The following is a 25,057-nucleotide window of genomic DNA, read 5'->3' as shown; positions in this document are numbered from 1 at the left end:
CGCCCACAAAAAAGCCGACCCCAAGGCGGGATCGGCCAGTTTCACGCCAGATCAGGCGCGATCAATCGCCGATGCTGTCGAGATAGGCAATCAGGTTGGCCCGGTCTTCCACGTCTTTCAGACCGCGGTACACCATTTTGGTGCCCGGCGCGTACCCTTTGGGATCTTCCAGGAACCCGCTCAGGTTTTCTGGTGTCCAATCGCCTTCCATTTCGGCCAGGGTGCTGGAATAGCTGAACCCATCCACCGACCCTTTGTCGCGCCCCACAACACCGTAAAGGTATGGGCCGACGCCATTGGCCCCCTCTTCCAGCTTGTGACAGGCGGCACAGGGGCGCCACAGTTTTTCACCATCGCTGGCCGAGGCAATGGCATAGACTTCGGCAAAGGGCACTTCGGGCACATCCTCGACCACCTCGGTCTCATCTTCTCCGGTGTCGATCACATAGGCCTGCTGATGTCCGTCCCCGTGGCCACCACCGGTGTGATACAGGGATTCTGCCACCCAGCCGCCCAGCAGAAGCACCAGCAGTGAAGCGCAAAAAGCGCTGACGATTTTAGTCAGGGTCATTGTGTCGAACATGTCGCGTTCCGTTCTTGACTTCGGTTGCACGCTCTCTAGCCTCTTACGCCCCCGCGTTTCAAGCGATATGAACCGCGGCCAAACGCCCTTTCGGCAAAAACTCGAAACCGTTGCATTTAAATTGGGGGCTTAATGGCCAAATCCATCGCATTTCAGGGCGAACTTGGCGCCTACAGCCATCAGGCCTGCGCCGAAGCCCGGCCCGACCACACCCCGTTCCCCTGTGACAGTTTTCAGGATGCGGTTGATTCTGTGCGCAATGGCATCTGCGATCTGGGGATGATCGCGGTCGAAAATTCGACCTATGGACGGGTGGCCGATGTGCATTCGCTGTTGCCCGACAGTCAGTTGCACATCGTCGATGAACATTTCATCCGCGTGCATATCAACCTGTTGGGTCTGCCCGGCGCGCAACTGGATCAGATCACCGATGCCCATGGCCATGTGGTGATTTTGCCACAATGCGGGCGGTTCCTGCGCGCCCATGACATCGCGCCACGGGTCAGCCCCGACAATGCCCGCGCCGCGCGTGACGTGGCCGATGGCGGCGATCCGACCCAGGGCGCACTGGCCTCGGCGCTGGCCGCCGAAATCTATGGCCTGTCGATCATCGCGCCCCGGATCGAGGATAACGATACCAACACCACCCGGTTTCTGATCATGGCCCGCGACGAGGATCTGACCCGCCGGGGCGATGGCAAGATGATCACATCCTTCGTTTTTCGCGTGCGCAACCTGCCCGCCGCTCTTTACAAGGCGATGGGCGGCTTTGCCACCAACAGCATCAACATGATCAAACTTGAAAGTTACATGGTCGGCGATGCCTTCACCGCGACCCAGTTCTATGCCGAGGTCGAAGGCCACCCAGACGATGAAAACATGATCCGCGCCTTTGAAGAGCTGGATCATTTCACCGATATGATTACCATGCTCGGCACCTATCCCGCCGATCCGCGCCGCACCTGAGGAATTGCCCATGTCCAACGCCCGCCTGCTTACCGAATTCGGCATGGGAACCTCCCTGCGCCGTCAAGATTACACCGAAGCGGCCCAGCGCGCCTTGCGCGACGCCCTGTGGCACAATTCCATCAACCTCGCCGAATTGTTCGGCTTCCCCAAAGAGGCGATGCAAATCGACGTTGAAATCGGCGTGCAACAGCCTGATCGCGTCGATGTGGCTGCGTTGTCCGATATCTTTCCCTATGGGCAAACCACATTTACCATCGTCAAGGGCGGGCTGGATGTGCCGCGCGCCGATGGCGGCAACCCCACGGTCATCGCCAATGCGGCAATTTCCGTCAGTTTTGATATGGAGCGGATGCAATGACCCAGCGCGTGATCATCGAAATGGGCATGGGCAACGATCTGCACGGCCAAGACTACACCAAAGCCGCCCGTCGCGCGATCGAAGATGCCTTGCGCCACTCGTCGCTGCCGCTGTTCGGGGCCATCGGCCTGTCGCACGATGAAATGGACGTGCGCGTCACCGTTGCCGTGCAATCCCCCGACGCGGTCGATTGCGCCGCGCTAACCTCTGGCCTGCCAAGGGGCAAGGCAACGGTTAAGGCGGTGCACGGCGGGCTGAACACCACCAACCCCACCACCGGTGACGTCACCGTAATCGCCACCGCCGCCGTCGAGGCATTTCTGCCCCCCCAAAAAGGCTGGCGCCTGAAAGACTGACGCCAGCGTTTTTTCTTGCTACAAATATCCGCGCCGCAGGCACGCCGCGCCAGCGGCGTATGCTTACCGCCCCTGCCGCGACAAGGCGGCGGCGCGCGTTTCGCTCAGACTCGCGTTGGTCGACATGATGTCGCCATCCATCCGCAGCTCGATCACCGCGGGCACCCCGGCGGCGCGCGCCCGCTCGAACGCGGCGGCAAAATCTTCGGTGCACTCTACCGTTTCGCCGTGCCCGCCATAGGCCCGCGCCAGGGCGGCAAAATCGGGGTTGGCCAAATCCGTGCCACTCACCCGGCCGGGATAATGGTTTTCCTGATGCATCCGGATCGTGCCATAGCGCCCGTTGTTGAACACGATGGTGATCGGCGTGGCCCCATGTTGCACCGCCGTTGACATTTCATTCAGTGTCATCTGAAAACAGCCATCTCCGGCCAAACACACCACACACCGCCCCGGATCGGCGATCGACGCCGCCACCGCCGCCGGAAACCCGTAACCCATCGATCCACTGGTCGGGGCCAGTTGCGTGCCAAACTGTTTGAACCGAAAATACCGGTGCAGGAACGCGGCATAATTCCCCGCACCATTGGTCAGGATCGCATCCTCGGGCAGGTTGTCTGACAGCCATGCAATCACAGCTTCGCTTTTCACCGCTCCCGGTGTTTCCTTGGGCTGTTGCCAGGCCTCGTATTCCGCCCGCGCATCGGCCCGCCAGGCACCATCGCGTTTCACCACCGGCAGATCAACCATCGCCGACAAAACATCGCCCGCCCGCGCCACAATTCCCAGATCGGCGCGAAACACCTTGCCGATTTCGCCGGCATCCGGGTTTACCTGTGCAATCGAACCGCCGGGCGCGATTGGATCGATAATCTCATACCCGTTGGTGGCGATATCGCCAAACCGCGCGCCCAGGATCACCAGTAAATCCGCCGACCGCAATCGCGCACCCAGCTTGGGGTTCATCCCCACCGCCAAATCCCCGGCATAGGCGGGGGATCGGTTGTCCATATGCCCCTGACGGCGAAAGGTACACACAACCGGCACATCCCAGTTTTCGGCGAATTGCTGCACATCTGCCGCCGCCTGCGCCGACCATCCAGGCCCGCCGATCACGATCAAAGGCCGCTCTGCTGCTGCGATCCGATCGCCCAATGCGGCCACCTGCGCGCCCGATACCGCCGGAATGGCCGGGGCCGTGGGGGCCAAATCGGCCACATCACACAACGCCGAAAGCATATCTTCGGGCAGTGCCAAAACCACCGGCCCGGGCCGCCCCGACATCGCCACATGAAACGCGCGGTTGATATATTCGGGAAGGCGCTCGGTCTGGTCCACCTCGGCCACCCATTTCACCAAGGGGCCGAAAAACGCGCGGTAATCCACCTCCTGAAATGCTTCGCGGTCGCGGTGGGCGCGCCCGATCTGGCCCACAAACGCCACCATCGGCGTGCTGTCCTGCATCGCCACATGCAAACCCGCACTGGCATTGGTTGCGCCTGGCCCCCGGGTGACAAAGACCACACCGGGCCGGCCTGTCATCTTGCCCCAGGCTTCGGCCATCATCGCCGCGCCGCCCTCCTGGCGGCACACCACATTGGGGATGCCGTTTTCATACAGCCCATCCAGGGCCGCCAGAAAACTTTCGCCCGGCACGGAAAACACCCGTTTCACCCCTTGCGCCGCCAACGCATCCGCCAAAATCTGTCCACCGTGTCGCATTTCATACCCTTCCCTTGTCGCGCCCGGCCCCCTGCGTTAGGTCGCGTGCCAACTCAATCCAACCACACGAGGCTTTCATGCTGCTTGGCATTTCGGGGTCGCTGCGTAAAGAGGCGACCAACCGCAAACTGATCCGCGCCGCCGCCGCCCTTTATGGCACAGACTATACCGAGGCAGACCTCAATCTGCCGCTCTATGATGGGGATCTGGAAACCGAACACGGGGTGCCCGCTGCCGTGGCAACCCTGGCCACCCAGATCGCCCAGGCCGAAGCAGTGATCATCGCCACCCCGGAATACAACCAATCCCTGTCAGGTGTGCTGAAAAACGCGCTCGACTGGGTCAGCCGCACAGACGGGGCACCGTGGCGCAACAAACCGGTTGCAATCATGGCGGCCGCGGCAGGCCGGGCCGGGGGCGCACGCGCCACCTATGCCCTGCGTCTGGCCATGGTGCCGTTTCGCCCGCGAATCAGCGCCGGGCCGGAACTGCTGCTTGCCGCCAGCGCCCAGCAATTTGACGACACAGGCATGTTGACCAACGATCTGGCGCTCAAAACCCTGACCGAGGCCATGGACACCCTGCGCCACGAAGCGCGCAGCCAGTTCTAACCTGCCGGCAACTCACCGCCGCGCCCAAAGGCGCCAAACAAACAATCGTGTGGCGCGTCAGCGCCTCCGTTCGGTCAAACCAGGTTCACCGCCACACGAAACGGATCGGGGATCGCGTCGCGCCCGTCCAGCACCAGATCGGCCATCACCTGGGCCACTTTCGGTGCCATGCCAAATCCGATCTTGAATCCGCCATTGGCCACAAAATGCCCCGCCCGCCCGGGCCATGCCCCCAAAACCGGCGCGCGGCTGCGCGACCGGGGCCGCACCCCGGCCCACCGCTGAACAACCGGCGCACCGCGCAACACCGGACAGGCGGCAATCGCACGCTCCAACACCCCCTCCAACAACCCGTCGGTGGCCTGGCCGTCTTCAAACTCCCGCTCGCTGGTTGATCCGATGGCCACCGTGCCATCGCTGTGAGGCACGATATGCACCGTATCGGCAAACAGTTGCGGCGCAGTGCGCGCGTCAAATGACAACAGCGCCGCCTGCCCCTTTACCCCATTGCCCGCACCCGCCCCCAGATCGCGCAGCCCGGCCACACCCGTGGCCCAGACCACTGCGCCCTGGTCGATACCTTCGCGCCGGATGGCACAGCCTTGCCCGGTCAGCGCCGCCGCCAACGCGAGACAGCCCTGCCGGGGATGCACCCGTGCACTTAACGTATCGCGAATCCAGTATCCGGTGGGCGATACCGGCGCCCAGTCGCCCACATTCTGCACCACCTCCCAGGTGGCGCGCCCCTGCCACAGGCGGGCCGCCTCATCACCGCGGGCACGGGCCAACTCCAGACCGCGCGCGTCCATCACCGGCTGTATCCGCCCCGTGCGCCCATACCCCGACGACATCCCCGAGGCCGCCGCGACACTGTCCCAAAACCCTTGGGCCATCATCAGACTGTCGAATTGAAACGCCTTCTTTTCGTTCCAACGCTCGGGCGTGTGGGGGGCCAGCGCGCCGACAATGCCGCCCGATGCCCCCGCCCCCACGCCGCCCGGGTCAATCACCTGTACCCGTGCGCCGCGTTGCACACAGGCCCAGGCGACGGACAAACCGAATATGCCCGCGCCCCGCACCGTTACATCGACCGTTGCCATTGCCTGCTCTCCTGCCCATTGTCGCGCCAACACGAGTCTTTGAAATTGGCATAGCGTTCCCCATGCACGACGACCATACCCCCGACACCCTTCATCCCGTTGAATGGCGCGATGGCCATGTGCCGGTGTCGTGCCGATTTGACGACCCGTATTTTTCGCTGGATGACGGGTTGGCGGAAACCGGGCATGTGTTTCTGGCGGGCAACACCCTGCCACAGCGGTTTTGCGACGGGTTTCACATCGCCGAGCTGGGCTTTGGCACCGGGCTTAACCTGTTGGCCACGGTGCAGATGTGGCGCGGCACCGGGCAAACCGGCACCCTGCATTTCACCACGTTCGAGGCATTTCCCCTGTCTGCGGCACAGATAAAACAGGCACACCGGGCATTTCCCGAACTGGCCGGCCTGTCGCGCGATCTTGATCCGGTCTGGCAGATGGGGCCGGGGCGCATCACCCTGCCCGGCCTGCACTTTGAGCTGATCCCGGGCGATGCCCGCGCCACCTTGCCGTACTGGCCCGGCGCGGCGAACGCCTGGTTCCTTGATGGGTTTTCCCCGGCCAAGAACCCCGAGCTTTGGGCGCCCGACCTGATGTCGCAGGTGGCGCGCCACACCGCCCCGGGGGGCAGCATCGCCACCTATACCGCCGCGGGCCACGTGCGCCGCGCGCTGGGCGATGCCGGGTTTACAGTCACCCGTCGGCCCGGCTATGGCCGCAAACGGCACATGACCACAGCAACCCTGGATTCCCCCCGATGAGAGACAGCAACACCCGCCTGGGCGTCACATTGATGACCGTGACCATGGCCATTTTCGCAATTCAGGATGTGGTGTCGCGCCATCTGGCCGATGAATACAACGTCTGGATGGTGGTGATGGTGCGGTACTGGTTCTTTGGCGGTTTCGCCCTGACCATTGCCGCGCGCCGGGCGGGGGGCTTGCGCAATGCCGCCCACAGCGCGCAACCTTGGGTTCAGGCATTTCGCGGCGCGTTGCTGGTTGCGGAAATCTGTGTGATGATCGTGGCATTCATCTATCTGGGTCTGGTCGAGGCGCACGCAATTTTCGCCTGTTACCCGCTATTGGTGGCGGCCCTTTCCGGCCCTGTATTGGGTGAAAGCGTCGGCTGGCGGCGATGGGCCGCGATTGGTGTGGGGTTCATCGGTATTCTGGTGATCCTGCAACCGGGGTCGGGGGTTTTTGAATTTGAGGCGCTGATCGCGCTATGTGCGGCAATCATGTTTGCGCTTTACACATTGCTGACCCGCCATGTGGCCCGCGATGACACCAGCGCGACCAGTTTCTTTTACACCGGCACCGTGGGGGCCTTGGCAATTACTCCGATCGGGCTGTTTTTCTGGGAACAGATGACCATGCCCGACTGGGGCCTGATGGCGCTGTTGTGTGTCAGCGGCGCCACCGGGCATTACATGCTGATCAAGGTGTATGAGGCCGCCGAGGCCAGTGCCGTGCAACCCTTTGCCTATCTGCAACTGGTTTTCGCCTCGGCCGCCGGCGTCTTCATTCTGGGCGAAACGATCCGCCCCGAGGTGGTGATCGGTGTGTTGATCGTGGTCAGCGCGGGGTTGTTCACCCTGTGGCGCGAACGGGTCGTCGTGCGCCGTTAAACCATGTTGTCCTTGATTTTCTTGGCAATGTACCATGATGCCGGAATCGCCACGATAAACCCACCAGCGGCACCGGCAACAATCGGCACCCATCCATCCATTCCCATGGACAGCACCGCAATAACGGCGATACCCGCCAGACTTGTGCCCACGATTGCATAAAGATTTGCAGCAAGACGGAACATTTCGATCTCCTTTATCAACATTTGCCTATCCATTGGCCGAATCGCGCAAAGGGCGCGTTGATCTGGATCATACTGCGATAATTATTATCCCATTCAAAGGCCACCACCCACACGGGGCCTGTGCCAGCCGGTTTCGCCCTTTGCCCGCCGCGCCCACTGTGGCACATCTGCGCAAATGGGCCCCGCGACGAATGGCCGGGCAACCCCCACAGAAGGAATGCCGATATGAAACAGGCTTTGGTCATTGGTGGCGGTCCGGCAGGGTTGATGGCGGCGGGCGAATTGGCGCGCGCCGGGCTGTCGGTGGTTGTGGCCGAACAGATGCCCACAGCTGGGCGCAAATTCCTGATGGCGGGCAAATCGGGCCTGAACCTGACCATGGACGCACCGCAAGATCAATTGTTGGCGCAATATGGCGGACTTGGGCCACTGGATGCAGCGGTGCGGGGCTTTGACAGTGCCGCCGTCAAAGAATGGGCCCAGGGATTGGGCCAGGACGTGTTTACCGGATCAACAGGCCGGGTGTTTCCGGTGACGATGAAGGCATCCCCCCTGTTGCGCGCCTGGTTGGGCGATCTGACGGCGCTGGGGGTCGATATCCGCACGCGGTGGCGATGGACGGGATGGGGCGAAGGCGACGGTTTCACCTTTGCCACCCCCGATGGCGCGGTTTCATTGTTCCCTGACGTGTGCGTGTTGGCATTGGGCGGGGCCAGTTGGGCGCGCCTTGGATCAGACGGCAAATGGGCCGATATTCTGACCGGGCGCGGGATTGCCATGCAACCATTCGCGCCGTCAAATGCGGGGCTGAGCGTGCCATGGTCGCACGCGATGGAACGGGTGTTCGGCCAGCCGGTGAAAAACGTGGCGATCCATGGGGATGGTCAGATATTTCGCGGAGAATTCGTAATCTCGCGGCACGGGTTGGAGGGGGGCGGGATTTATGCGCTGTCCCCGCTGGTGCGCAGGGGCGTGGAACTGCGCCTTGATCTTTTGCCCGATTGGCCGCTGGAAAAAGTAGTGCAGCGGTTGGCCCGGCCCCAAGGCAAGACCAGCCTGACAAACCATGTGCGCAAGGCGATGCGCCTTGATCCGGCGCGCCTGGCGCTGTTGCAAGAGTTCGGGCGCCCGTTTCCCGCCGATCTCGCGCGATTGGTCAAAAACCTGCCGCTGCGCCACGGGGGGCTGCGCCCCCTGGACGAAGCGATTTCAACGGTGGGGGGCGTGGCCACAGGGGCACTGGACGCGGGATTGATGCTGCGCGATTGGCCCGGAGTGTTTGTGGCCGGAGAAATGGTGGATTGGGATGCCCCGACGGGCGGTTACCTGATTACCGGCTGCCTGGCATCGGGGCTTTGGGCCGGGCACCACGCCGCCGCCTTTGCCCGATCCGGGCGGGTCTGATCAAAAGGAGGCGCTGACGCGCCACATCATTTTTTGTTTGCCGCCTGTGGCATCTGGCCCGCGCCTTGGGCTACGATGGTATACCGAAATGGATGATGCGCCGCCATGACACCGTTAACCACGATTTACAAAGATCTGATTGCCAAGGGTGATCTGCACGATGACCCGGTTCAGCGTGCGGTGTTTCCCGAATTTGAACGGTTGCGCGCCGCCTTGGCCAAACCGGTAAGGAAAACCGGCTTTTTCTCACGACGCACGCCCGAGCCTATCCCGGGGCTGTATCTGTGGGGCGGTGTCGGGCGTGGCAAATCCATGTTGATGGATCTGTTTTTCAAATCGGTCGAGATTGAGGAAAAGCGGCGGGTGCATTTTCATGCCTTCATGCAGGAAGTACATGCCGGGATGATCGCCGCGCGCAAAACCGGCGTGGATGACGCATTGGAGCCTGTGGGAAAACAGGCGGTCAAGGATTTGCGCCTGTTGTGTCTGGATGAGATGCAGATCACCGATATCACCGATGCAATGATCGTCGGGCGCCTGTTTGAAATGCTGATCAAGGCAGGGGTGGTGATTGTTACCACCAGCAACCGGGTGCCTGATGATTTGTACAAGAACGGGTTGAACCGACAGTTGTTTTTGCCGTTTATCGGATTTCTCAAATCCCACATGGTGATCTGGGAACTGGCGGCGCAGCGGGATTATCGCCAGGATCGGCTGGCCGGATCAGAGGTGTATTTCAGCCCCGACACTGCCGAAGCCCGGGCGCAAATGAACGCGCTGTGGTCCGGTCTGATTACCGATGATGTGGCCCCGCTGACCCTGCAGGTGCAGGGGCGCGCGGTGACGTTACCGCAGTATTCCGGCGGTGTGGCGCGGGCCACGTTCTGGGATTTGTGTGGCCGCCCTTTGGGGGCTGCCGATTATCTGGCGGTGGCAGAGGCGGTTCGTATTCTGATGCTGGATTCAATTCCGCGCCTGAGCAGCGACAATTACAACGAGGCAAAGCGGTTCGTCACCCTGATTGACGCCCTGTACGAGGCAAAGGTGCGCCTGATCGCCTCGGCTGCGGATATTCCCGAGCGGTTGTATCTGGAAGGGGCCGGCGCGTTCGAATTTGAGCGCACCGCGTCGCGCCTGCGCGAAATGCAAAGCGCGGATTGGGCGACGTGATCCAGCAGAGGCGCTAACGCGCCCCGCTATATTTTGTATGGCATTTCGCCGGGCTGTTTTGATGCCGCGTCTGGCCGGTCATTTTTGGCAGATGGGGGCCTTCGGCGAGGATATTTCGCGCAAGAAAAAGCCGGGTCAGGCGTTTTCTTGCAAGATGCGCCCCGCCAGATAGAGCGAGCCACAAATCAGAATGCGCGCGCGCGGTGTTTTTTCGCTGATCTCGGTGATTGCACTGGCCACGGATGCCGCCGTGGTCGCGGAAATGCCGGCATCGCGGGCGGCCGCGGCGGTGGTTTCAGCGGGCAAGGTGTTTGTCTCGCCCGGAATATCGACCGCGTGAAGGTGGGCCGCATGGGCCGCGAGCGGGCGCAGGAAACCGGTGATATCCTTGGTGTTCAGCATGCCGCAGATCAGGTGGGTTTCGGCCATTGGCATCGCGCCAAGCGTTTGCGCGATCGCCTGACCGGCAGCGGGATTGTGGCCGCCGTCGAGCCAGATTTGCGCCCCATCGGCCAGATCGACAAGCGGCCCACTGCGCAGACGCTGCATGCGCGCGGGCCATTGCGCCTGGCTCAGCGCCGCCTGAAGCGCGGGTTCGCGCACGCCCAGGTGGCGCAGGGCGGCAAGGGCGGTGCCGGCGTTTTCAAACTGGTGCAGGCCCGGCAGGGCCGGCGGCGCAAGATCAAGCAGACCGGTGGTGTCGGTAAAAACCAGCCGTCCATGTTCATCAACGACGTGCCAATCCTGACCGTACACCTTTAACGGCGCGCCGAGGCGGGCGGCGCGGCTTTCGATGACATCAAGGGCGGTATCGTCCTGGCGGGCAACGATACAAGGCACGCCGCGTTTCAGGATACCTGCCTTTTCGCCCGCGATTTCGGCCAAGGTATCGCCCAGAAACTGTTGGTGATCGATCGACACCGGAGTGATCACCGTCAGCGCCGGTTGATCGACCACATTCGTGGCATCCAGACGCCCGCCCAACCCCACCTCAAGCAGGGTATAATCCGCCGGGGTGCGGGCAAAGGCCAGCAAGGCGGCGCAGGTGGTGATTTCGAAATAGGTGATCGGGGCATCGCCATTGGCGCGGTAACATTCATCGAGAATGGCACTGAGGTAAGGTTCGTCGATCAGACTGCCTGCAAGGCGAATGCGTTCGTGAAACCGCGCCAGATGGGGCGAGGTATAGGCGTGGGCGGTATGCCCCGCCGCCTCGAGCCCGGCGCGGATCATTGACAGGGTCGAGCCTTTGCCATTGGTGCCGGCGATATGGATCACCGGGGGCAGATCACGTTCGGGGTGGCCAAGACGCGCCAGCAATCGCCACATCCGATCCAGCGTCAGATCGATGATTTTCGGGTGCAGCGCCATCATCTGGGCCAGAATGGCATCGGAGCCGGTGGTCATGGGTCTGGGTTTGCCTCGGAGGGTGTTTCGGGTTCAACCGGTTCGGCCACCTCGGGGGGTTCGGGTTTGGTTGGCGCGGGCAGATCGCCCATCACCGCCGGGGGCAGACCCATCAGCAGGCGGGTGATCGTGATCAGTTCATCGCGCAAATCGCCGCGCGCCGTGACCCGGTCCAACATCCCATGATCCAACAGATATTCCGCACGCTGGAACCCTTCAGGCAGTTTTTCGCGAATGGTTTGTTCGATCACCCGTGGTCCGGCAAAACAGATCAGGGCGTTTGGTTCGGCAATATGCACATCGCCCAGCATGGCATAGGACGCGGTGACGCCGCCGGTGGTGGGATGGGTCAGCACCACAATATAGGGCAGGCCCGCCTCTTTCAGCATTTCGACCGCCACAGTGGTGCGGGGCATTTGCATCAGCGACAGAATGCCTTCCTGCATCCGCGCGCCCCCGGCGGCCGAAAACAGGATCAGAGGGCGGTTCAATTCGACGGCACGTTCGGCGGCGGCAATGATCGCATTGCCCACATACATGCCCATGGACCCGGCCATGAAGCTGAAATCCTGACAGGCCGCGACAATCGGGGTGCGGCCGATTTCACCCTCGGCGATCAGCATCGCCTCTTTTTCGCCGGTTTCTTTTTGGGCGGCGCGCATCCGGTCGGGATATTTCTTTTGATCGCGGAATTTCAGCGGATCTTCGACCGGGGCCGGCACGGCGATTTCGCTGAAGATGCCGCCATCAAACAGCGCCGTGAACCGGGCGCGCGGCGAAATCGCCATGTGATGATCGCAATTGGTACAGACGTTCAAATTATCGCTAAGTTCGCGGTGAAACAGCATCGTGCCGCATTCGGGACATTTGGTCCAAAGGTTTTCCGGCACCTCGCGGCGGGAAAACAGCGAGTTGATTGTGGGGCGGACGTAGTTCGAAATCCAGTTCATCGATGGCACCTCTTGCGACTAGGGCCGACATAGTCGCCGCCCGGGCGAAATGCAATCATACCGGTGTGATCAGAAGGAGGCGCTGACGCGCCACACGATTTTTTGTTTGCCGTCCGTGGCGGGCAGAACGCCATCATATGGACCGCGGCGTCAGAACCCTGCGCAGGATCAGCCAGGCCAGAATCAGCATTGCCATATCACCAAACATCAGCCCGCCCATCACCTCAGCATCATCCACCCCATAGGGGGTTTGCATCAACGACAGGCCAGTGATCGTGCCTTTGGTCGAAATCACCAGAATCGCCACCACATTATTGGCAAAGTGAAACCCCCAGGCCGCGCCCAGACTGCCGGTACGCGCGGTCAGATCCCCCGCAACCAAGCCGAACAACGCCGCGGATCCGACGATGATCCAGACATTTGCGCCCGCTGTGCCGGGGTCATAATGCACCGCGCCAAAGGCCAGTGCGGGCAGGATCAGCCAGATCACCGGGCTGATAAACCGCGCAGCCAGTTGTTGCATCAGGTATCCGCGAAACACCATTTCTTCGGCCCCGGTTTGCAGGGCCACCCCCAAAAGCGCCAATGGCAACAACACCAGCCACCGGGTGGGGGCCAGATTGGCCTCGGGGGTGAAAAACACCATCCACAGCGCCAGACCGGTCAGATAAATCGCAAACACCACCCCCGCCGCCACGGTGAAATCGCGCGCCACCTGTCGGCGTGGCCCAAACAGCGATGCCGCACGGCGTTTGTGCAACAGGCGCACCGCAAACACCGCGCCCAGGGCCATGCCCGCGAATGTACCCAGCAAAATCAGCGTGCCGCGCGGTGTTACCGGTGATTGCAGCGTGTGCGCCAGGCCCAGCGCCGTTTCCGGCGAGGCGAAAAGCCAGGCCAGCCCCAAAGGCCCCAATGTCCAGATAAACGCGCAAAGCGTGATCACGATCACCCCAAGCACCAATCGCCAAATCTGTGGCGCACGGCGCGCGGCGTGAATATATCGTTGAAACGGGGTTCTGTGCATCGGCTTGCCTGTTTTGGGCAACGCTAACTGCTGCATCCAATCAGAGCAATCAGCCTTGTGCAAAATCGCCCTCTCGCTTATTCCATTTCCCAACAGATGCTTAGGGAGCCCACCATGCTAAAAGGCAAATTCGACAAATCCAGACTGCCCAGCCGCCATGTCACCGACGGTCCGGCGCGCGCGCCACACCGGTCGTATTATTACGCCATGGGGTTGGATCAGGAACAGATTGACCAGCCTTTTGTGGGCGTCGCCACCTGCTGGAACGAGGCGGCACCGTGCAACATCGCGCTGAGCCGTCAGGCGCAGGCGGTCAAGCTGGGCGTGATGGCGGGGGGCGGTACACCGCGTGAATTCACCACCATCACCGTGACCGATGGCATCGCCATGGGCCATGAGGGCATGCGGTCGTCCCTGGCGTCGCGCGAAGCGATTGCCGACACGGTTGAACTGACCATGCGTGGCCATTGTTATGATGCCATCGTCGGCCTGGCCGGGTGCGACAAATCATTGCCGGGCATGATGATGGCGATGATCCGGTTGAACACGCCGTCGGTATTTTTATACGGCGGGTCGATCCTGCCGGGCAAAGTGCCCGCCGGTGCCGATGTTCCGGCCGATTTCGCCAGCCGCGATCTGACCGTGCAGGACATGTTCGAGGCCGTGGGCCGCCACCAGAACGGCACCCTCTCAGACGCCGCGCTGGCAATTCTGGAACGGGTTGCCTGCCCATCGGCGGGGGCGTGCGGTGGCCAGTTTACCGCCAACACCATGGCTTGTGTGTCCGAGGCGATTGGCCTGGCGCTGTTCAACTCATCCGGTGCGCCCGCCCCTTACGAATCGCGCGATCAATATGCCCAGGCGTCGGGCCAGGCGGTGATGAACCTGATCGAAAAGAATATTCGCGCCCGCGATATCGTGACCCGCCAATCATTGGAAAACGCCGCCCGTGTGGTGGCCTGCACCGGTGGGTCAACCAATGCCGGGCTGCACCTGCCCGCCATGGCCCATGAGGCGGGAATTGATTTCTTCCTCGAAGATGTGTGTGAAATTTTCAAGGACACGCCCTATTTCGTCGATCTGAAACCCGGCGGGCAATATGTGGCCAAGGATCTGTATGATGCCGGTGGTTTGCCCGTGGTGATGAAAGAGCTGCGCAAGGCAGGCCTGATTCATGAGGATTGCATCACCGCATCCGGGCGCAGCGTTGGCGAAGAGCTGGACATGATCGACCGCGAAGCCGATGGAAAAATCATTCACACCATCGACAACCCGATTTCGAAATCCGGGGGCGTTGTGGGATTAAAGGGTAATCTGGCCCCCGAGGGCGCGATTGTGAAGGTTGCCGGCATGACCGGCCAGGAACAGATGTTCCAAGGCCCCGCGCGGGTATTTGAATGCGAAGAAGATGCCTTTGCCGCCGTGCAGGCGCGCAGCTATGAAGAAGGCGAAGTGATCGTCATTCGCAATGAAGGCCCCGCAGGCGGGCCGGGCATGCGCGAAATGCTGTCCACCACCGCCGCCCTGTCGGGTCAGGGCATGGGCAAAAAGGTGGCGCTGATCACCGATGGGCGGTTTTCCGGTGCGACACGCGGATTCTGCGTGGGCCATGTGGGGCCAGAGGCCGCTTTGGGCGGGCCGATTGCATTGGTCAGGGATGGCGATATCATCACCCTGAACGCGCTGAGTGGTGAATTGTCGGTGGATGTATCTGACGAAGACATGGCACAGCGCCGCGCCGAGTGGGCAGGCCCGCGCAAAACCATCTATACCAGCGGCGCGATCTGGAAGTTCGCCAAACTGGTCGGCCCCACCTATAAAGGCGCGGTCACCCATCCCGGCGCCGATGAAGAAGGCCATGTATACATGGATCTGTAACATTGCCAGGGGGGCAGGCCAATGTTTGCCCCCTGGCAACCTTTTGGTGCTAACACCTGCGCCAAGGCGATCAATTGGGGCGTGATGGCAAACCGGCTGGCACAAAAGCTTGGGCACATGTTGGACCGGCGTATCTTGCGGCGCTGGTCACGTCTGGGCAATCAGGCCGCAGCGCTGAGCCTGGGCGATCTGCGCCTGTTGCGCGACAAGGCCGCCGCCTTGCGCCGCCGCCTGGATCGTATCCTGCACGCCGCCGATGGCCGCCTTGCCCTGCCCCATATCGGCAGTACCGCGATTCAAAAACCGCTGGGTTGTGATTGGGCCTATCGCCCCGAACCCTGGCGCGGCCCCCTGCCCAAACCCGGCGCTGTGGCGGTTGAAAGCCGCACCCAGATCGGGCGCGAGGCCACGATCTTTCACGATTGCCAGGTGTCCGAGCTGACCTATCGCCAGGTGCGCAACCTGCGCGAGGCGGATCTGGCCCCTTTCGGGCTGCGCCTCGATGTGTTCCGGTTTGACGGATCGTTTCTTTCGCTGGTGATCGATTTGCCGCAAAGCTCTGTTGAAGGGTTGGAAAAACGTCATATTGTGCGATTGGATACAATCGTCGAGATCGAAAAGCCGTTGGAAATCTTCGCCCGGCTGAACGTGCGCCATGGCCCGAACACCGAACAGATCGTGCGCGAACTGCCCCTTGCGGGCGACGAGTTATCGGTGGAATTTGATCTGGCCTATACCCGGTTGAATGAAAAACGGGCCGACAAGATGTGGATCGATTTGATTTTCGAGGGTCCGCAAATGAACCAGATCACCCTGCGTGATGTCACCCTGACGCGCCGCCCCCGGGCCGAATTGTGATCACTGAAAGGCCAGCCATGTCTGAATACCGCCTGACCACCACCCGCATTTTTCAAGGCGTTTGGGAAGGCACGTTAACCCGTATCAGCGGCACAGGCACGCCGGATGTCGCCGTCACCCACCACGACACACCGCTGGACGGGGTGCAGATGAGCGGCGAGGCCGGGCAATGGCGGCTGTTCGTTCCGATCCCCGCCGGTGCCTTGTCGGACGGTGTGCAGACGTTTTTGATTCGGGATGCCGGGAGTGATGTGCAACTGGGATCGTTCTGCATTGCCATGGGCGACGCACTGGAGGCGGATATCCGCGCCGAAATGGATTTACTGCGCGCCGAGTTGGACATGTTGAAACGGGCGTTTCGCCGCCATTGTGTGGAAACGGCCTGAGCGCGGCGCCTGCGGCGGGCGGGAAAAGGGGGCGTTGCCCCCTCTTGCCTGCGGCAATTCACCCCCAGGATATTTGAAAAACAGAAATGACATGGGGTGACTTGGGCTGATGGATTGTCGATGCTTGTGGCGCAACGGGAGAGTTTCGCATGACTGAGTATCCGCATCTTTTGACACCTCTGGATCTGGGCCATGTTGTACTGCCCAACCGTGTCTTGATGGGGTCGATGCACACCGGTCTGGAAGAAACGCGGGATTGGAACAGGGTGGCGGAGTTTTACGCGCTTCGGGCGCGCGGCGGCGTTGGGCTGATGGTGACGGGTGGCATGGCGCCCAACGCCGAAGGCGGTGTGTTTCCCGGTGCGGCGGGGCTGTTTTCAGGCGATGATATTGCCAATCACCGGCACGTGACCGACCGGGTTCATGACGCGGGCGGGCGGATTGCGATGCAGATTTTGCATGCCGGGCGCTATGCCTATACGCGCGAGTGTGTGGCCCCGTCTGCGGTGAAATCCCCGATTTCGCCGTTTCGACCGCGCGCGTTGGACAGCGCAGGGATTGAAAAGCAGATTTCCGACATCGTGACTGCGGCGGTGCGGGCGCGCGAGGCCGGGTATGACGGGGTGGAGGTGATGGGCAGTGAGGGGTATTTTCTGAACCAATTTCTGGTCACGCATACCAACAGGCGCACGGATCAATGGGGCGGCCCGTTTGAAAACCGGATGCGCCTGCCGGTTGAGGTGGTGCGGCGGGTACGCGCGGCGGTGGGCGCGGATTTCATCGTGATTTACCGCTTGTCGATGATCGACCTTATCCCGGAAGGCCAGACGTGGGACGAAGTTTTGACCCTGGCGCGGGCGATCGAGGCAGCGGGGGCCAGCATGTTGAACACCGGTATCGGATGGCATGAGGCGCGGGTGCCCACCATTGCCACATCGGTGCCCCGGGCGGCGTTTTCCTGGGTTACGGGCAAATTGATGGGCGAAGTGGCAATTCCGGTGATCACATCGAACCGGATCAACACGCCTGAGGTGGGCGAACAGATACTGGCCGAGGGTTGCGCCGATATGGTGAGCATGGCGCGCCCGTTTCTGGCCGATCCTGATTTCGTGGCCAAAGCGCGCGCGGGACGGGCGCGCGAAATTGCGCCCTGTATCGCCTGCAATCAGGCGTGTCTGGATCATACGTTCAGCGGCAAGATCTCATCCTGTCTGGTCAATCCGCGCGCCTGTTTTGAAACCGAACTGGTGGTTTCCCCGGCGCAGGCCCCGCGCAAGATTGCCGTGGTCGGCGCCGGGCCTGCGGGGTTGGCGGCGGCGCTGACGGCCGCAGAGGCGGGCCACCGCGTGACCCTGTTTGACAAAGACAGCCGTGTGGGCGGGCAATTGAACATGGCGCGCAAGGTGCCGGGCAAGGAGGAATTTCACGGGCTGGTCGAATGGTATGAAACCATGCTGGCGGGTTCTGGCATCGCGGTCCGTCTGGGCCAGACCGCGACGCGCGACATGTTGCGCGGGTTCGATGAGGTTATCATCGCCACCGGCGTTCTGCCCCGTGATCCGGCCATTCCCGGACAGGAGGGGCCGAACGTGGTTAATTATATCGACGTACTGCGCGGCGGGGCCGATGTGGGCGCCCGCGTGGCGATTGTGGGGGCGGGGGGCATTGGGTTTGATGTGGCCGAATATTTGGCCCAAGCGGGGGATAGCCCGACCTTGAACCTGAACGACTGGCTGAGCGAATGGGGCATTGGCGATCCGGCTGAAACCCGCGGTGGTTTACGCCCCGAAGGGCCACAGCCCGAAGCCCCCGCGCGCCAGATCACCCTGTTACAGCGCAGGGCCGAAAAGCTGGGCAAACGCTTGGGCAAAACCACTGGTTGGATTCATCGCGCGACGTTGCAGATGAAGGGCGTGCAGATGATCGGCGGGGTGAATTATGAACGGATTGACCGGGACGGTTTGCATATCACCCACGGCAAGGCGCGCGAAAACCCACAGGTGATTGCCTGTGACACGGTGGTTTTATGCGCCGGTCAGGTGTCAGAGCGTAGTTTGGCCGATGATCTGGCGGCGGCGGGGATTGCGCATCATGTGATTGGCGGGGCTGATGTGGCGACGGAACTGGATGCCAAGCGCGCGATCGATCAAGGTATGCGCCTGGCCGCCACACTTTAGAGCGGGCTGTTTATTTGAATTTATCGGCGTAGAAATCGACCATTTCACAGACCATTTTATCGCTGTATCCGGCATCAACCGCCTTGGCCATGGCGCTGTTGGCGGACGCGCTCATCATGCTTTCAACACCGGCATCGCTGGCCATCTGTGCATAATATCCGACATCTTTTTTGGCATTGCCCACGGCAAAGGCCAGTTTGCTGGTGTCACCTTCCAAGGCATAGGCGGCAACGAAATCCATCATCCCCGAATGCAGCGGCCCGGCGGACACCACATCGTAAAACATCTTACGCTCGACACCCATCTTGTCGGCCATGGCGAACGCCTCGGCCATGGCATTGGCCACGGTCATGCCGAAAAAGTTGTTCATCAGTTTGACAGTGTGGCCCGACCCCAGTTTGCCCAGGTGAAACACGTTTTCGCCCAGATCATCCAACACCGGTTTCACCTTGTCAAAGGCCGCCTTGTCGCCCGCACCCATGATATTCAGCTTGCCCTCATAGGCGTGGTCGGGGGTGCGGCCCAGGGGCGTATCCAGATATGTGCCGCCCGCTGCGGCCACCTTTTCGCCCAGCATCACGGTTGAAGACGGCAGGGATGTGCCAAAATCAATCACCACCGTGCCGGGTTTCATGCCCGCGATCACGCCGTCATCGCCCAACATGCGCGATTCCACCTGTTCGGATGTGCCCATGCACAGCATCACGATATCGCTGGCGGCGGCCAATTCGCGGGCGGTTTTCGCCTCGGTCGCGCCGTTTTTCACCGCTTCGTCGATGCGCGTGCGGGTTTTGTTACCTAATACGGTCAAGGCGTGGCCGCGATCCTGTAACCGCTGCACCATTGCCGCGCCCATAAGGCCAAGGCCGATAAATCCGATTTTTGTCATGGGGACTCTCCTGTTTTATGTTGTTTTATGCCCGGTTTGGCGGGGTTTGAGCGCGTCAAGCTGTGGTAAAATATCAGCCAAGGGCACGGTGAGGCCTGTGTAGGCTTCAAAACTGCGCACGGCCATGGCGCGAAACAGATCAAAACCGGTGATGCAATGCAGGCCGGCCCTGTCTGCTGCTGTCAGAAACGCAGTGTGCGTCGGGGTATAGACAGCATCAAAGGCCCAAGCTTGCCCCCCGATCAGGGCCGGTTCAAACGCGCTGCCCGGATATTCGGCCATGCCCAAAGGCGTGGCATTGACCAGCCCATCAGCGGCAACAATCAGATCCGGCGCATCCTGTGGCGTGATCGCCCGCCCGCCCGATGTGGCGGCCAGGGCGGCGGCGCGCGCCGTGTCGCGATCGCAGATCACCAGTTCGCTGGCGCCCAGTTCAATCAGCGCCGGTGCCAAGGCCTGTGCCACGCCGCCCGCCCCCATCATCACCACCCGGCCCGGTTTTTGGCCGCGCTCGGTGAATGCCGCCAGAAATCCGGTGTAATCGGTGTTGTATCCGCGCAGGGGGCTATCAAACACCAATGTATTGCACGCCGCCAGATGCGCCACATTATCCGCCATGCCGGTACTGGCAAACGCACGCGCGCGGGTTTTGAACGGGTGGGTAATGCTCATCCCGCCCCAGCCATCGGCGCGGGCCAAGGTCAGGGTATCTTCAAAATCGAAATCTTTGAGAGTGGCAGTATCGAACAGGGTAAAATCCAAAGCCAACCCCGCATGATCGCACATGATTTTTAGCGCCGCTGGCAGGCGCGTGCGGCTGATATGGGCGCCAATCAATCCGGCGCGCAATGTGGTCATGCCACCCCCATCTGACGTTCCAACGCCGCTTGGGCGGCCAATGTCACGGCCAGGGTTTCACGGGCATCGCGTGCGTCGATCAATGGCGGTTCGGTGCCGTCAATCACCGCCAGAAAATGGGTCAGCTGCGCCACAAGGGGGACGGTGGGCGCGGCCTGTTGCACCTGTGGCGTCGGGGCCTGTGACCAATCCGTTGCGCCGCGCCACAGGGTGAGCGACGGAAATGAAACCGCGCCTTTGGTGCCGGTGATAAACAGCATATCCTGCCCGGTGGTGGCGATATTGAAATTCTCGCCTGTGCCCGCCTCAAACCCCCAAGGGCTGGGCGTGTTGTCGGAAAAGGCGATGCTGGCCACCGCCCCATTTGCAAACCGCAGCGCCAGAATGCCGCTTTCCACCCGGTCAGCCCCGCGCAGGCACGCGCCACCCATCGCCTGCACCTCGGCCACATCGCCCAGCACAAAGCGCAGCGTGTCAATGTCATGCACCATATTGATCATCACCGGCGATCCATCGGCGCCCTTGCGCCAGGTATCAAAATACGGATCGGGCTTTTTCATCCCCCAGATATCCGTGGCCATCACCGCCGTACCAATCGCGCCGCCCTGCACCATATCGCGCAATTCCTGCACGCTGTTGTGATAACGGCGGTGATGCCCGGTCAGCACCGGCAGGCCGGTTTCAGCCTGGGCCGCGACAATACGGTCAGCCCCCGCCAGATCCGACGCCAATGGCTTTTCCACGATACAGGGCCAACCCCGCGCCAAAGCCACACAGGCATGATCGGCATGCAGCGCCGAAGGCGTGGCCAAAATCACCCCATCCAGCGGTACATCGACATCGGCCAGATCGCCAAACCCCGGTGCATCATATCCCGCGCGCAACCCGGCATCGGGATCAATCACCGCCGCCAATTCCGCGCCGGGATGATCCAATACCACCCTGGCATGGCGCGATCCGATCAGGCCCAGGCCGACAACACCGATCCTTTTCACATCACCGCCCCGATTTGCCATGGAACAAATTCGTAATCGCCCAAACCTTGTGCTTCGGATTTGCTGGCCTCGCCGCTGGCCACGCGCAGGATCATATCGTAAATCTCGCGGCCCTTTTGTTCGATGCTGACACCATCGGTCAGCATTTCACCGGCGTTTATATCCATGTCTTCGCTCATCCGGCGGTACATTTCCGAATTTGTTGCCACCTTGATTGTCGGGGCGGGTTTGCTGCCAAAGGCACTGCCACGTCCGGTGGTGAACACCACCACGTTACAGCCCCCGGCGATCTGGCCGGTCACGCTGGCCGGATCGTAGCCGGGCGAATCCATGAAGGTGAATCCCTTTGCCGTGACCTGTTCGGCGTATTTATACACGCCGGTCAGAGGCGATGTGCCGCCCTTGGCCGCCGCGCCCAGGGATTTTTCCAAAATCGTGGTCAGCCCGCCCTTTTTGTTTCCCGGACTTGGGTTGTTGTCCATGCTGCCTTTGTTGCGGGCGGTGTAATCCTTCCACCACTCGATCAGCCCGATCAGCTTTTCGCCCGTGGCCTGGTCAACGGCGCGCCGGGTCAAAAGATGTTCGGCCCCGTAAATTTCCGGCGTTTCGGCCAGAACCCCGGTGCCCCCTTGGGCCGCAAGCAGATCGCAGGCATAGCCAAGCGCGGGGTTGGCGGTGATTCCGCTCCAGGCGTCCGATCCGCCACATTGCAGCGCGACCTTCAGCTCGGACACCGGGCATTCCACACGCCGGGCCTCGTTGGCGATGGGCAGCATGGCGCGCACCTTTTCCACGCCCATTTCAATGGTTTTGCGCAAACCGGCGACGCCCTGAATGTTCATTGCCTGAAATGTCGGGCCTTGTTTTAACCCCCAGGCATCCAACAACCAATCGATCTGGTTCATCTCGCACCCCAGACCCACCATCAAAACGCCCGCATGGTTGGGGTGGCGGGCATAGCCCCACATCACCCGTTGCAGCGCCTCAAACCCATCGCCATCGCCCGCCATGCCACAGCCCGTGCCATGAACAAACGCCACCACCCCATCAACATTGGGATAGGCGGCCAATTCTTCGGGGCCAAACGCATCGGCAATGCGCCGCGCCGCCGTGGCCGAACAATTCACCGAGGTGACAATAGCGATATAGTTGCGGGTGCCGACGCTGCCGTTTTCACGGCGGTATCCCATGAATGTATCGCCCGTGGCCGGGGTTACGGGGCGCATATCGGTGGCAAATTCATAATCGACCGATGTGGCGCGAAATTCGGTGTTGTGGGTGTGCACATGGGCGCCGGGCGCGATATCCTCGCTGGCCAGGCCGATGAACTGTGCATATTTGCGAATTTGTGCGCCCTTGGCGATGGCCTTGGTGGCAATCTTGTGCCCTGTCGGGATCAACGCGGTGGTTTTCACCCCCTCGATATCATGGCCCACGGCCAGGCTGCGGGTGGCCGTGACGACATTATCATCGGCATCAAGTCGTATGAAATCGGACATAGCGCGACCCTTTTTTTTGTGGAGCATGACAGCAGGATTGATGGGAACAGCGGATAAATCAACAGTATCGGAAATTCCAGAAGGTGAGTGGCGGCGCATGACAAAACCAATCATGCATCCGCCGTAGTCTGATCGGCATGAAACGCTTTGCCGCCTAGTCTGATAGTTTGTTCCGGGCGAGCAATTCCTGAAACAGCCCGGAATGATCAAGATCTGCGCCGCCCATTTCGGCGCAATAGGTATCAAACCGGTCGCGCGCCTGTTGCGAGGCAGGCAGGGTCAGATTCAGATGATCGGCCTCTTCCAACAGGTTGTTCAGGTCTTTCAGTTGCATTTTGCTTAGACCGCCGGGGGCAAAATTGCCGGTTGTCATCCGCTCGCCATGCTGTTGCAAGATCACGCTGTCTGCAAATCCGCCCTTGAGCGCGGCGCGCACCGCCGCGGGGTCGGCGCCGCCCTGGCGCACCAACAGCATTGCTTCGGCCACAGCGGCAATGGTGACCGCAACAATCGCCTGATTGGCCAGTTTGCTGAGCTGTCCTGACCCGCTGGGCCCCACATGAACGGCGCGGCCCATGGCGCCAAAGACGGGCGCCGCCTTTTCAAATGTGGCGCTGTCACCGCCCACCATGATCGCCAGGCTCGCCTCTTGCGCACCTTTGGTGCCGCCGGACACCGGCGCGTCCAGATGGCCGATGCCGAGGTCGGACAGGTGGGCGGCATGGGTGCGGGCCTCTTCCGGTTTGATCGACGACATGTCGAGCCAGATCGCGCCCTTGGCCATGGCCGACGTCAGGGCGGCATCGTTCACCAAATCCCCCACCACGCCACCATTGCTGAGCATTGTGATCACCACATCGGCCCCTGTCACCGCCTGAACCGCCGTGTCACAGACGGTTGCGCCTGCCTCGGCCAATGGGTCGGCCTTGGCGCGGCTGCGGTTCCAGACCGATAGCGCATACCCCGCCTTTAGCAGGTTGCGCGACATTGGCGCGCCCATCAGGCCAGTTCCCAACAGGGCGATTTTCAAGGTGCTCATCTGTGTCATTCCTTATTCCTGGGCGGCCATCGCGGCGCGGCTGATCGTGGACCGCAAGAGGGGCAAAGCCAAACATTGCCCTTGATCCGGCGGATTTCTCGGGACACTAGTATGTTCATGCGCCTGGCAACAGGCCCCAATTTAACGATAACATCGGCTTTTTGTGCGGCCAAACACCGACTTTCGGCCGCCCCGCACCAAACCAGAGGATTTTGCCATGACCAACCGCCTTGCAGGAAAACGCGCCCTTATCACCGCCGCTGGCCAGGGAATCGGCCGGGCTTCGGCCCTGGCGATGGCCGCGGAAGGCGCCCATGTCATCGCCACAGATGTCAACGAAGAGGCCCTGACCGCGCTGGCGGGCGAAGGCCACGACAACATCGAAACCTTTGTTCTGAACGCGATGGACGCCGAATCGATCAAGGAAGGTGTGGCGCGGGCGAAACCGGATGTGTTGTTCAACTGTGCCGGATTCGTGCATTCCAACACCGTGGAAACCTGTACCGAGGACGAATGGGATTTCGCATTCAATCTGAACGTTCGGTCGCAGTTTCGGATGATTCAGGCCGCCATTCCCGGCATGCTGGAGCGTGGAAACGGCAGCATCATCAACATGGCGTCGGCCTGTTCATCCATCATCGGCGCGCCCAACCGGTTTGTTTACGGCACCACAAAAGCGGCGGTTCTGGGCCTGACCAAATCGGTGGCAATTGAATATATCACCCGTGGCATCCGCTGTAACGCGATCTGCCCGGGCACCGTCGAATCACCCTCGTTGCACGAACGGTTGCAGGCCACCGGCGATTACGAGGCCGCGATGAAAGCATTCGTGGCGCGCCAGCCCATGGGCCGGATCGCCAAGGCCGAAGAAATCGCCGCGCTGGTGGTGTATCTGGCCAGTGACGAAAGCGGATTCACCACCGGACAGCACCACATCATCGACGGCGGGTGGTCTGGCTGATCGGCCCTCCGGGGGGGATATTTTCAAAACAGAAATGGGCAGGAGACG

25 protein-coding genes are annotated in these 25,057 nt (G+C 61.4%); 13 read left to right on the top strand and 12 right to left on the bottom strand.

Annotation, left to right across the window (positions count from 1 at the left end):
• Positions 1 to 61: 61 nt before the first annotated feature.
• The gene (locus C8265_RS12920) at positions 62 to 583 is read right to left on the bottom strand and encodes a c-type cytochrome (protein WP_108484431.1); all 522 of its coding nucleotides are present in this window, start codon (positions 581 to 583) and stop codon (positions 62 to 64) included.
• A 132-nt stretch (positions 584 to 715) separates the two neighbouring features.
• On the opposite strand from C8265_RS12920, the gene C8265_RS12915 reads away from it, so the two are divergent.
• From C8265_RS12915 to C8265_RS12905, 3 genes are read left to right on the top strand one after another with little or no spacing between them, the layout of a single operon-like run.
• Positions 716 to 1,549 carry a prephenate dehydratase gene (locus C8265_RS12915; RefSeq protein ID WP_108484430.1) on the top strand — a complete coding sequence of 278 codons (834 nt, stop codon included), beginning with the start codon at positions 716 to 718 and terminating at the stop codon, positions 1,547 to 1,549.
• Between the two features lie 10 nt (positions 1,550 to 1,559).
• On the top strand, positions 1,560 to 1,910 hold the full coding sequence (locus C8265_RS12910) for a Lin0512 family protein (protein WP_108484429.1): 351 nt from the start codon (positions 1,560 to 1,562) through the stop codon (positions 1,908 to 1,910).
• The gene (locus C8265_RS12905) at positions 1,907 to 2,266 is read left to right on the top strand and encodes a Lin0512 family protein (RefSeq protein ID WP_108484428.1); all 360 of its coding nucleotides are present in this window, start codon (positions 1,907 to 1,909) and stop codon (positions 2,264 to 2,266) included. Before C8265_RS12910 ends, C8265_RS12905 begins: the two co-directional genes overlap by 4 nt.
• 63 nt (positions 2,267 to 2,329) lie before the next feature.
• Here the strand turns inward: C8265_RS12905 and C8265_RS12900 are convergent, their stop codons facing one another.
• A complete protein-coding gene (locus tag C8265_RS12900; RefSeq protein WP_108484427.1) occupies positions 2,330 to 3,988 on the bottom strand; it encodes a thiamine pyrophosphate-binding protein in 1,659 nt (552 codons plus the stop codon).
• A gap of 77 nt (positions 3,989 to 4,065) precedes the next feature.
• Between C8265_RS12900 and C8265_RS12895 the strand changes: the two genes are divergently transcribed.
• A complete protein-coding gene (locus C8265_RS12895) occupies positions 4,066 to 4,599 on the top strand; it encodes an NADPH-dependent FMN reductase (protein ID WP_108484426.1) in 534 nt (177 codons plus the stop codon).
• Between the two features lie 74 nt (positions 4,600 to 4,673).
• Here the strand turns inward: C8265_RS12895 and C8265_RS12890 are convergent, their stop codons facing one another.
• Entirely contained in the window at positions 4,674 to 5,699 is a 1,026-nt protein-coding gene (locus C8265_RS12890; RefSeq protein WP_108484425.1) for an NAD(P)/FAD-dependent oxidoreductase, read from the bottom strand.
• 62 nt (positions 5,700 to 5,761) lie between these two features.
• Here C8265_RS12890 and mnmC2 point away from each other — a divergent pair, with 62 nt between their 5' ends.
• Together mnmC2 and C8265_RS12880 are read left to right on the top strand one after the other, a co-directional pair.
• On the top strand, positions 5,762 to 6,457 hold the full coding sequence (gene mnmC2, locus C8265_RS12885; RefSeq protein ID WP_108484424.1) for a tRNA (5-methylaminomethyl-2-thiouridine)(34)-methyltransferase MnmC2: 696 nt from the start codon (positions 5,762 to 5,764) through the stop codon (positions 6,455 to 6,457).
• Positions 6,454 to 7,326, top strand: a complete 873-nt coding sequence (locus C8265_RS12880; protein ID WP_108484423.1) for a DMT family transporter — start codon at positions 6,454 to 6,456, stop codon at positions 7,324 to 7,326. The genes mnmC2 and C8265_RS12880 overlap by 4 nt, the downstream gene beginning before the upstream one ends.
• Here the strand turns inward: C8265_RS12880 and C8265_RS12875 are convergent.
• Positions 7,323 to 7,511 carry a CTP synthetase gene (locus C8265_RS12875; protein WP_108484545.1) on the bottom strand — a complete coding sequence of 63 codons (189 nt, stop codon included), beginning with the start codon at positions 7,509 to 7,511 and terminating at the stop codon, positions 7,323 to 7,325. The two genes, C8265_RS12880 and C8265_RS12875, sit on opposite strands and share 4 nt — an antisense overlap.
• Before the next feature lie 225 nt (positions 7,512 to 7,736).
• On the opposite strand from C8265_RS12875, the gene C8265_RS12865 reads away from it, so the two are divergent.
• Both C8265_RS12865 and zapE read left to right on the top strand, forming a co-directional pair.
• On the top strand, positions 7,737 to 8,915 hold the full coding sequence (locus C8265_RS12865) for a TIGR03862 family flavoprotein (RefSeq protein WP_108484421.1): 1,179 nt from the start codon (positions 7,737 to 7,739) through the stop codon (positions 8,913 to 8,915).
• Between the two features lie 105 nt (positions 8,916 to 9,020).
• Positions 9,021 to 10,085: a cell division protein ZapE gene (gene zapE, locus C8265_RS12860; RefSeq protein ID WP_108484420.1), complete on the top strand. Its 1,065-nt coding sequence runs from the start codon at positions 9,021 to 9,023 to the stop codon at positions 10,083 to 10,085.
• A 135-nt stretch (positions 10,086 to 10,220) separates the two neighbouring features.
• Here zapE and C8265_RS12855 read toward each other — a convergent pair whose 3' ends face one another.
• The 3 genes from C8265_RS12855 to C8265_RS12845 all read right to left on the bottom strand — a co-directional run bounded on the left by C8265_RS12855 (position 10,221) and on the right by C8265_RS12845 (position 13,469).
• Entirely contained in the window at positions 10,221 to 11,492 is a 1,272-nt protein-coding gene (locus tag C8265_RS12855; RefSeq protein WP_240611078.1) for a bifunctional folylpolyglutamate synthase/dihydrofolate synthase, read from the bottom strand.
• Positions 11,489 to 12,442 (bottom strand): acetyl-CoA carboxylase, carboxyltransferase subunit beta, encoded by a 954-nt coding sequence (accD, locus tag C8265_RS12850; protein ID WP_108484419.1) that lies wholly within the window; start codon positions 12,440 to 12,442, stop codon positions 11,489 to 11,491. The genes C8265_RS12855 and accD overlap by 4 nt, the downstream gene beginning before the upstream one ends.
• Before the next feature lie 133 nt (positions 12,443 to 12,575).
• A complete protein-coding gene (locus C8265_RS12845; protein WP_164512329.1) occupies positions 12,576 to 13,469 on the bottom strand; it encodes a CPBP family intramembrane glutamic endopeptidase in 894 nt (297 codons plus the stop codon).
• Between the two features lie 114 nt (positions 13,470 to 13,583).
• Between C8265_RS12845 and ilvD the strand changes: the two genes are divergently transcribed.
• The 4 genes from ilvD to C8265_RS12825 all read left to right on the top strand — a co-directional run bounded on the left by ilvD (position 13,584) and on the right by C8265_RS12825 (position 18,768).
• Positions 13,584 to 15,347: a dihydroxy-acid dehydratase gene (gene ilvD / locus C8265_RS12840; RefSeq protein WP_108484417.1), complete on the top strand. Its 1,764-nt coding sequence runs from the start codon at positions 13,584 to 13,586 to the stop codon at positions 15,345 to 15,347.
• 84 nt (positions 15,348 to 15,431) lie between these two features.
• Complete coding sequence (locus C8265_RS12835; RefSeq protein WP_108484543.1) at positions 15,432 to 16,205, top strand: DUF6478 family protein; 774 nt, start codon at positions 15,432 to 15,434, stop codon at positions 16,203 to 16,205.
• Positions 16,206 to 16,222: 17 nt separating this feature from the next.
• Complete coding sequence (locus C8265_RS12830; RefSeq protein WP_108484416.1) at positions 16,223 to 16,591, top strand: hypothetical protein; 369 nt, start codon at positions 16,223 to 16,225, stop codon at positions 16,589 to 16,591.
• Between the two features lie 149 nt (positions 16,592 to 16,740).
• On the top strand, positions 16,741 to 18,768 hold the full coding sequence (locus C8265_RS12825; protein ID WP_108484415.1) for an NADPH-dependent 2,4-dienoyl-CoA reductase: 2,028 nt from the start codon (positions 16,741 to 16,743) through the stop codon (positions 18,766 to 18,768).
• Between the two features lie 10 nt (positions 18,769 to 18,778).
• On the opposite strand, the gene C8265_RS12820 is transcribed toward C8265_RS12825, so the two are convergent.
• The 5 genes from C8265_RS12820 to C8265_RS12800 all read right to left on the bottom strand — a co-directional run bounded on the left by C8265_RS12820 (position 18,779) and on the right by C8265_RS12800 (position 24,048).
• Positions 18,779 to 19,657, bottom strand: coding sequence for an NAD(P)-dependent oxidoreductase (locus C8265_RS12820; RefSeq protein WP_108484414.1), 879 nt, complete (start codon positions 19,655 to 19,657; stop codon positions 18,779 to 18,781).
• Between the two features lie 15 nt (positions 19,658 to 19,672).
• Entirely contained in the window at positions 19,673 to 20,515 is an 843-nt protein-coding gene (locus tag C8265_RS12815) for a shikimate dehydrogenase family protein (RefSeq protein ID WP_108484413.1), read from the bottom strand.
• Positions 20,512 to 21,531, bottom strand: a complete 1,020-nt coding sequence (locus tag C8265_RS12810) for a Gfo/Idh/MocA family protein (protein ID WP_240611077.1) — start codon at positions 21,529 to 21,531, stop codon at positions 20,512 to 20,514. Before C8265_RS12810 ends, C8265_RS12815 begins: the two co-directional genes overlap by 4 nt.
• Positions 21,507 to 23,009 carry a UxaA family hydrolase gene (locus C8265_RS12805; RefSeq protein ID WP_108484412.1) on the bottom strand — a complete coding sequence of 501 codons (1,503 nt, stop codon included), beginning with the start codon at positions 23,007 to 23,009 and terminating at the stop codon, positions 21,507 to 21,509. Before C8265_RS12805 ends, C8265_RS12810 begins: the two co-directional genes overlap by 25 nt.
• Before the next feature lie 154 nt (positions 23,010 to 23,163).
• On the bottom strand, positions 23,164 to 24,048 hold the full coding sequence (locus tag C8265_RS12800; RefSeq protein WP_108484411.1) for an NAD(P)-dependent oxidoreductase: 885 nt from the start codon (positions 24,046 to 24,048) through the stop codon (positions 23,164 to 23,166).
• A gap of 217 nt (positions 24,049 to 24,265) precedes the next feature.
• Between C8265_RS12800 and C8265_RS12795 the strand changes: the two genes are divergently transcribed.
• Positions 24,266 to 25,009: an SDR family oxidoreductase gene (locus tag C8265_RS12795; protein WP_108484541.1), complete on the top strand. Its 744-nt coding sequence runs from the start codon at positions 24,266 to 24,268 to the stop codon at positions 25,007 to 25,009.
• Positions 25,010 to 25,057: the final 48 nt, after the last annotated feature.

Origin of the sequence: Oceaniglobus ichthyenteri, assembly GCF_003057885.1 — a bacterium.
In the GTDB taxonomy this organism is placed as follows: domain Bacteria; phylum Pseudomonadota; class Alphaproteobacteria; order Rhodobacterales; family Rhodobacteraceae; genus Oceaniglobus; species Oceaniglobus ichthyenteri.
This window is presented reverse-complemented; position numbering and strand designations above follow the sequence as displayed.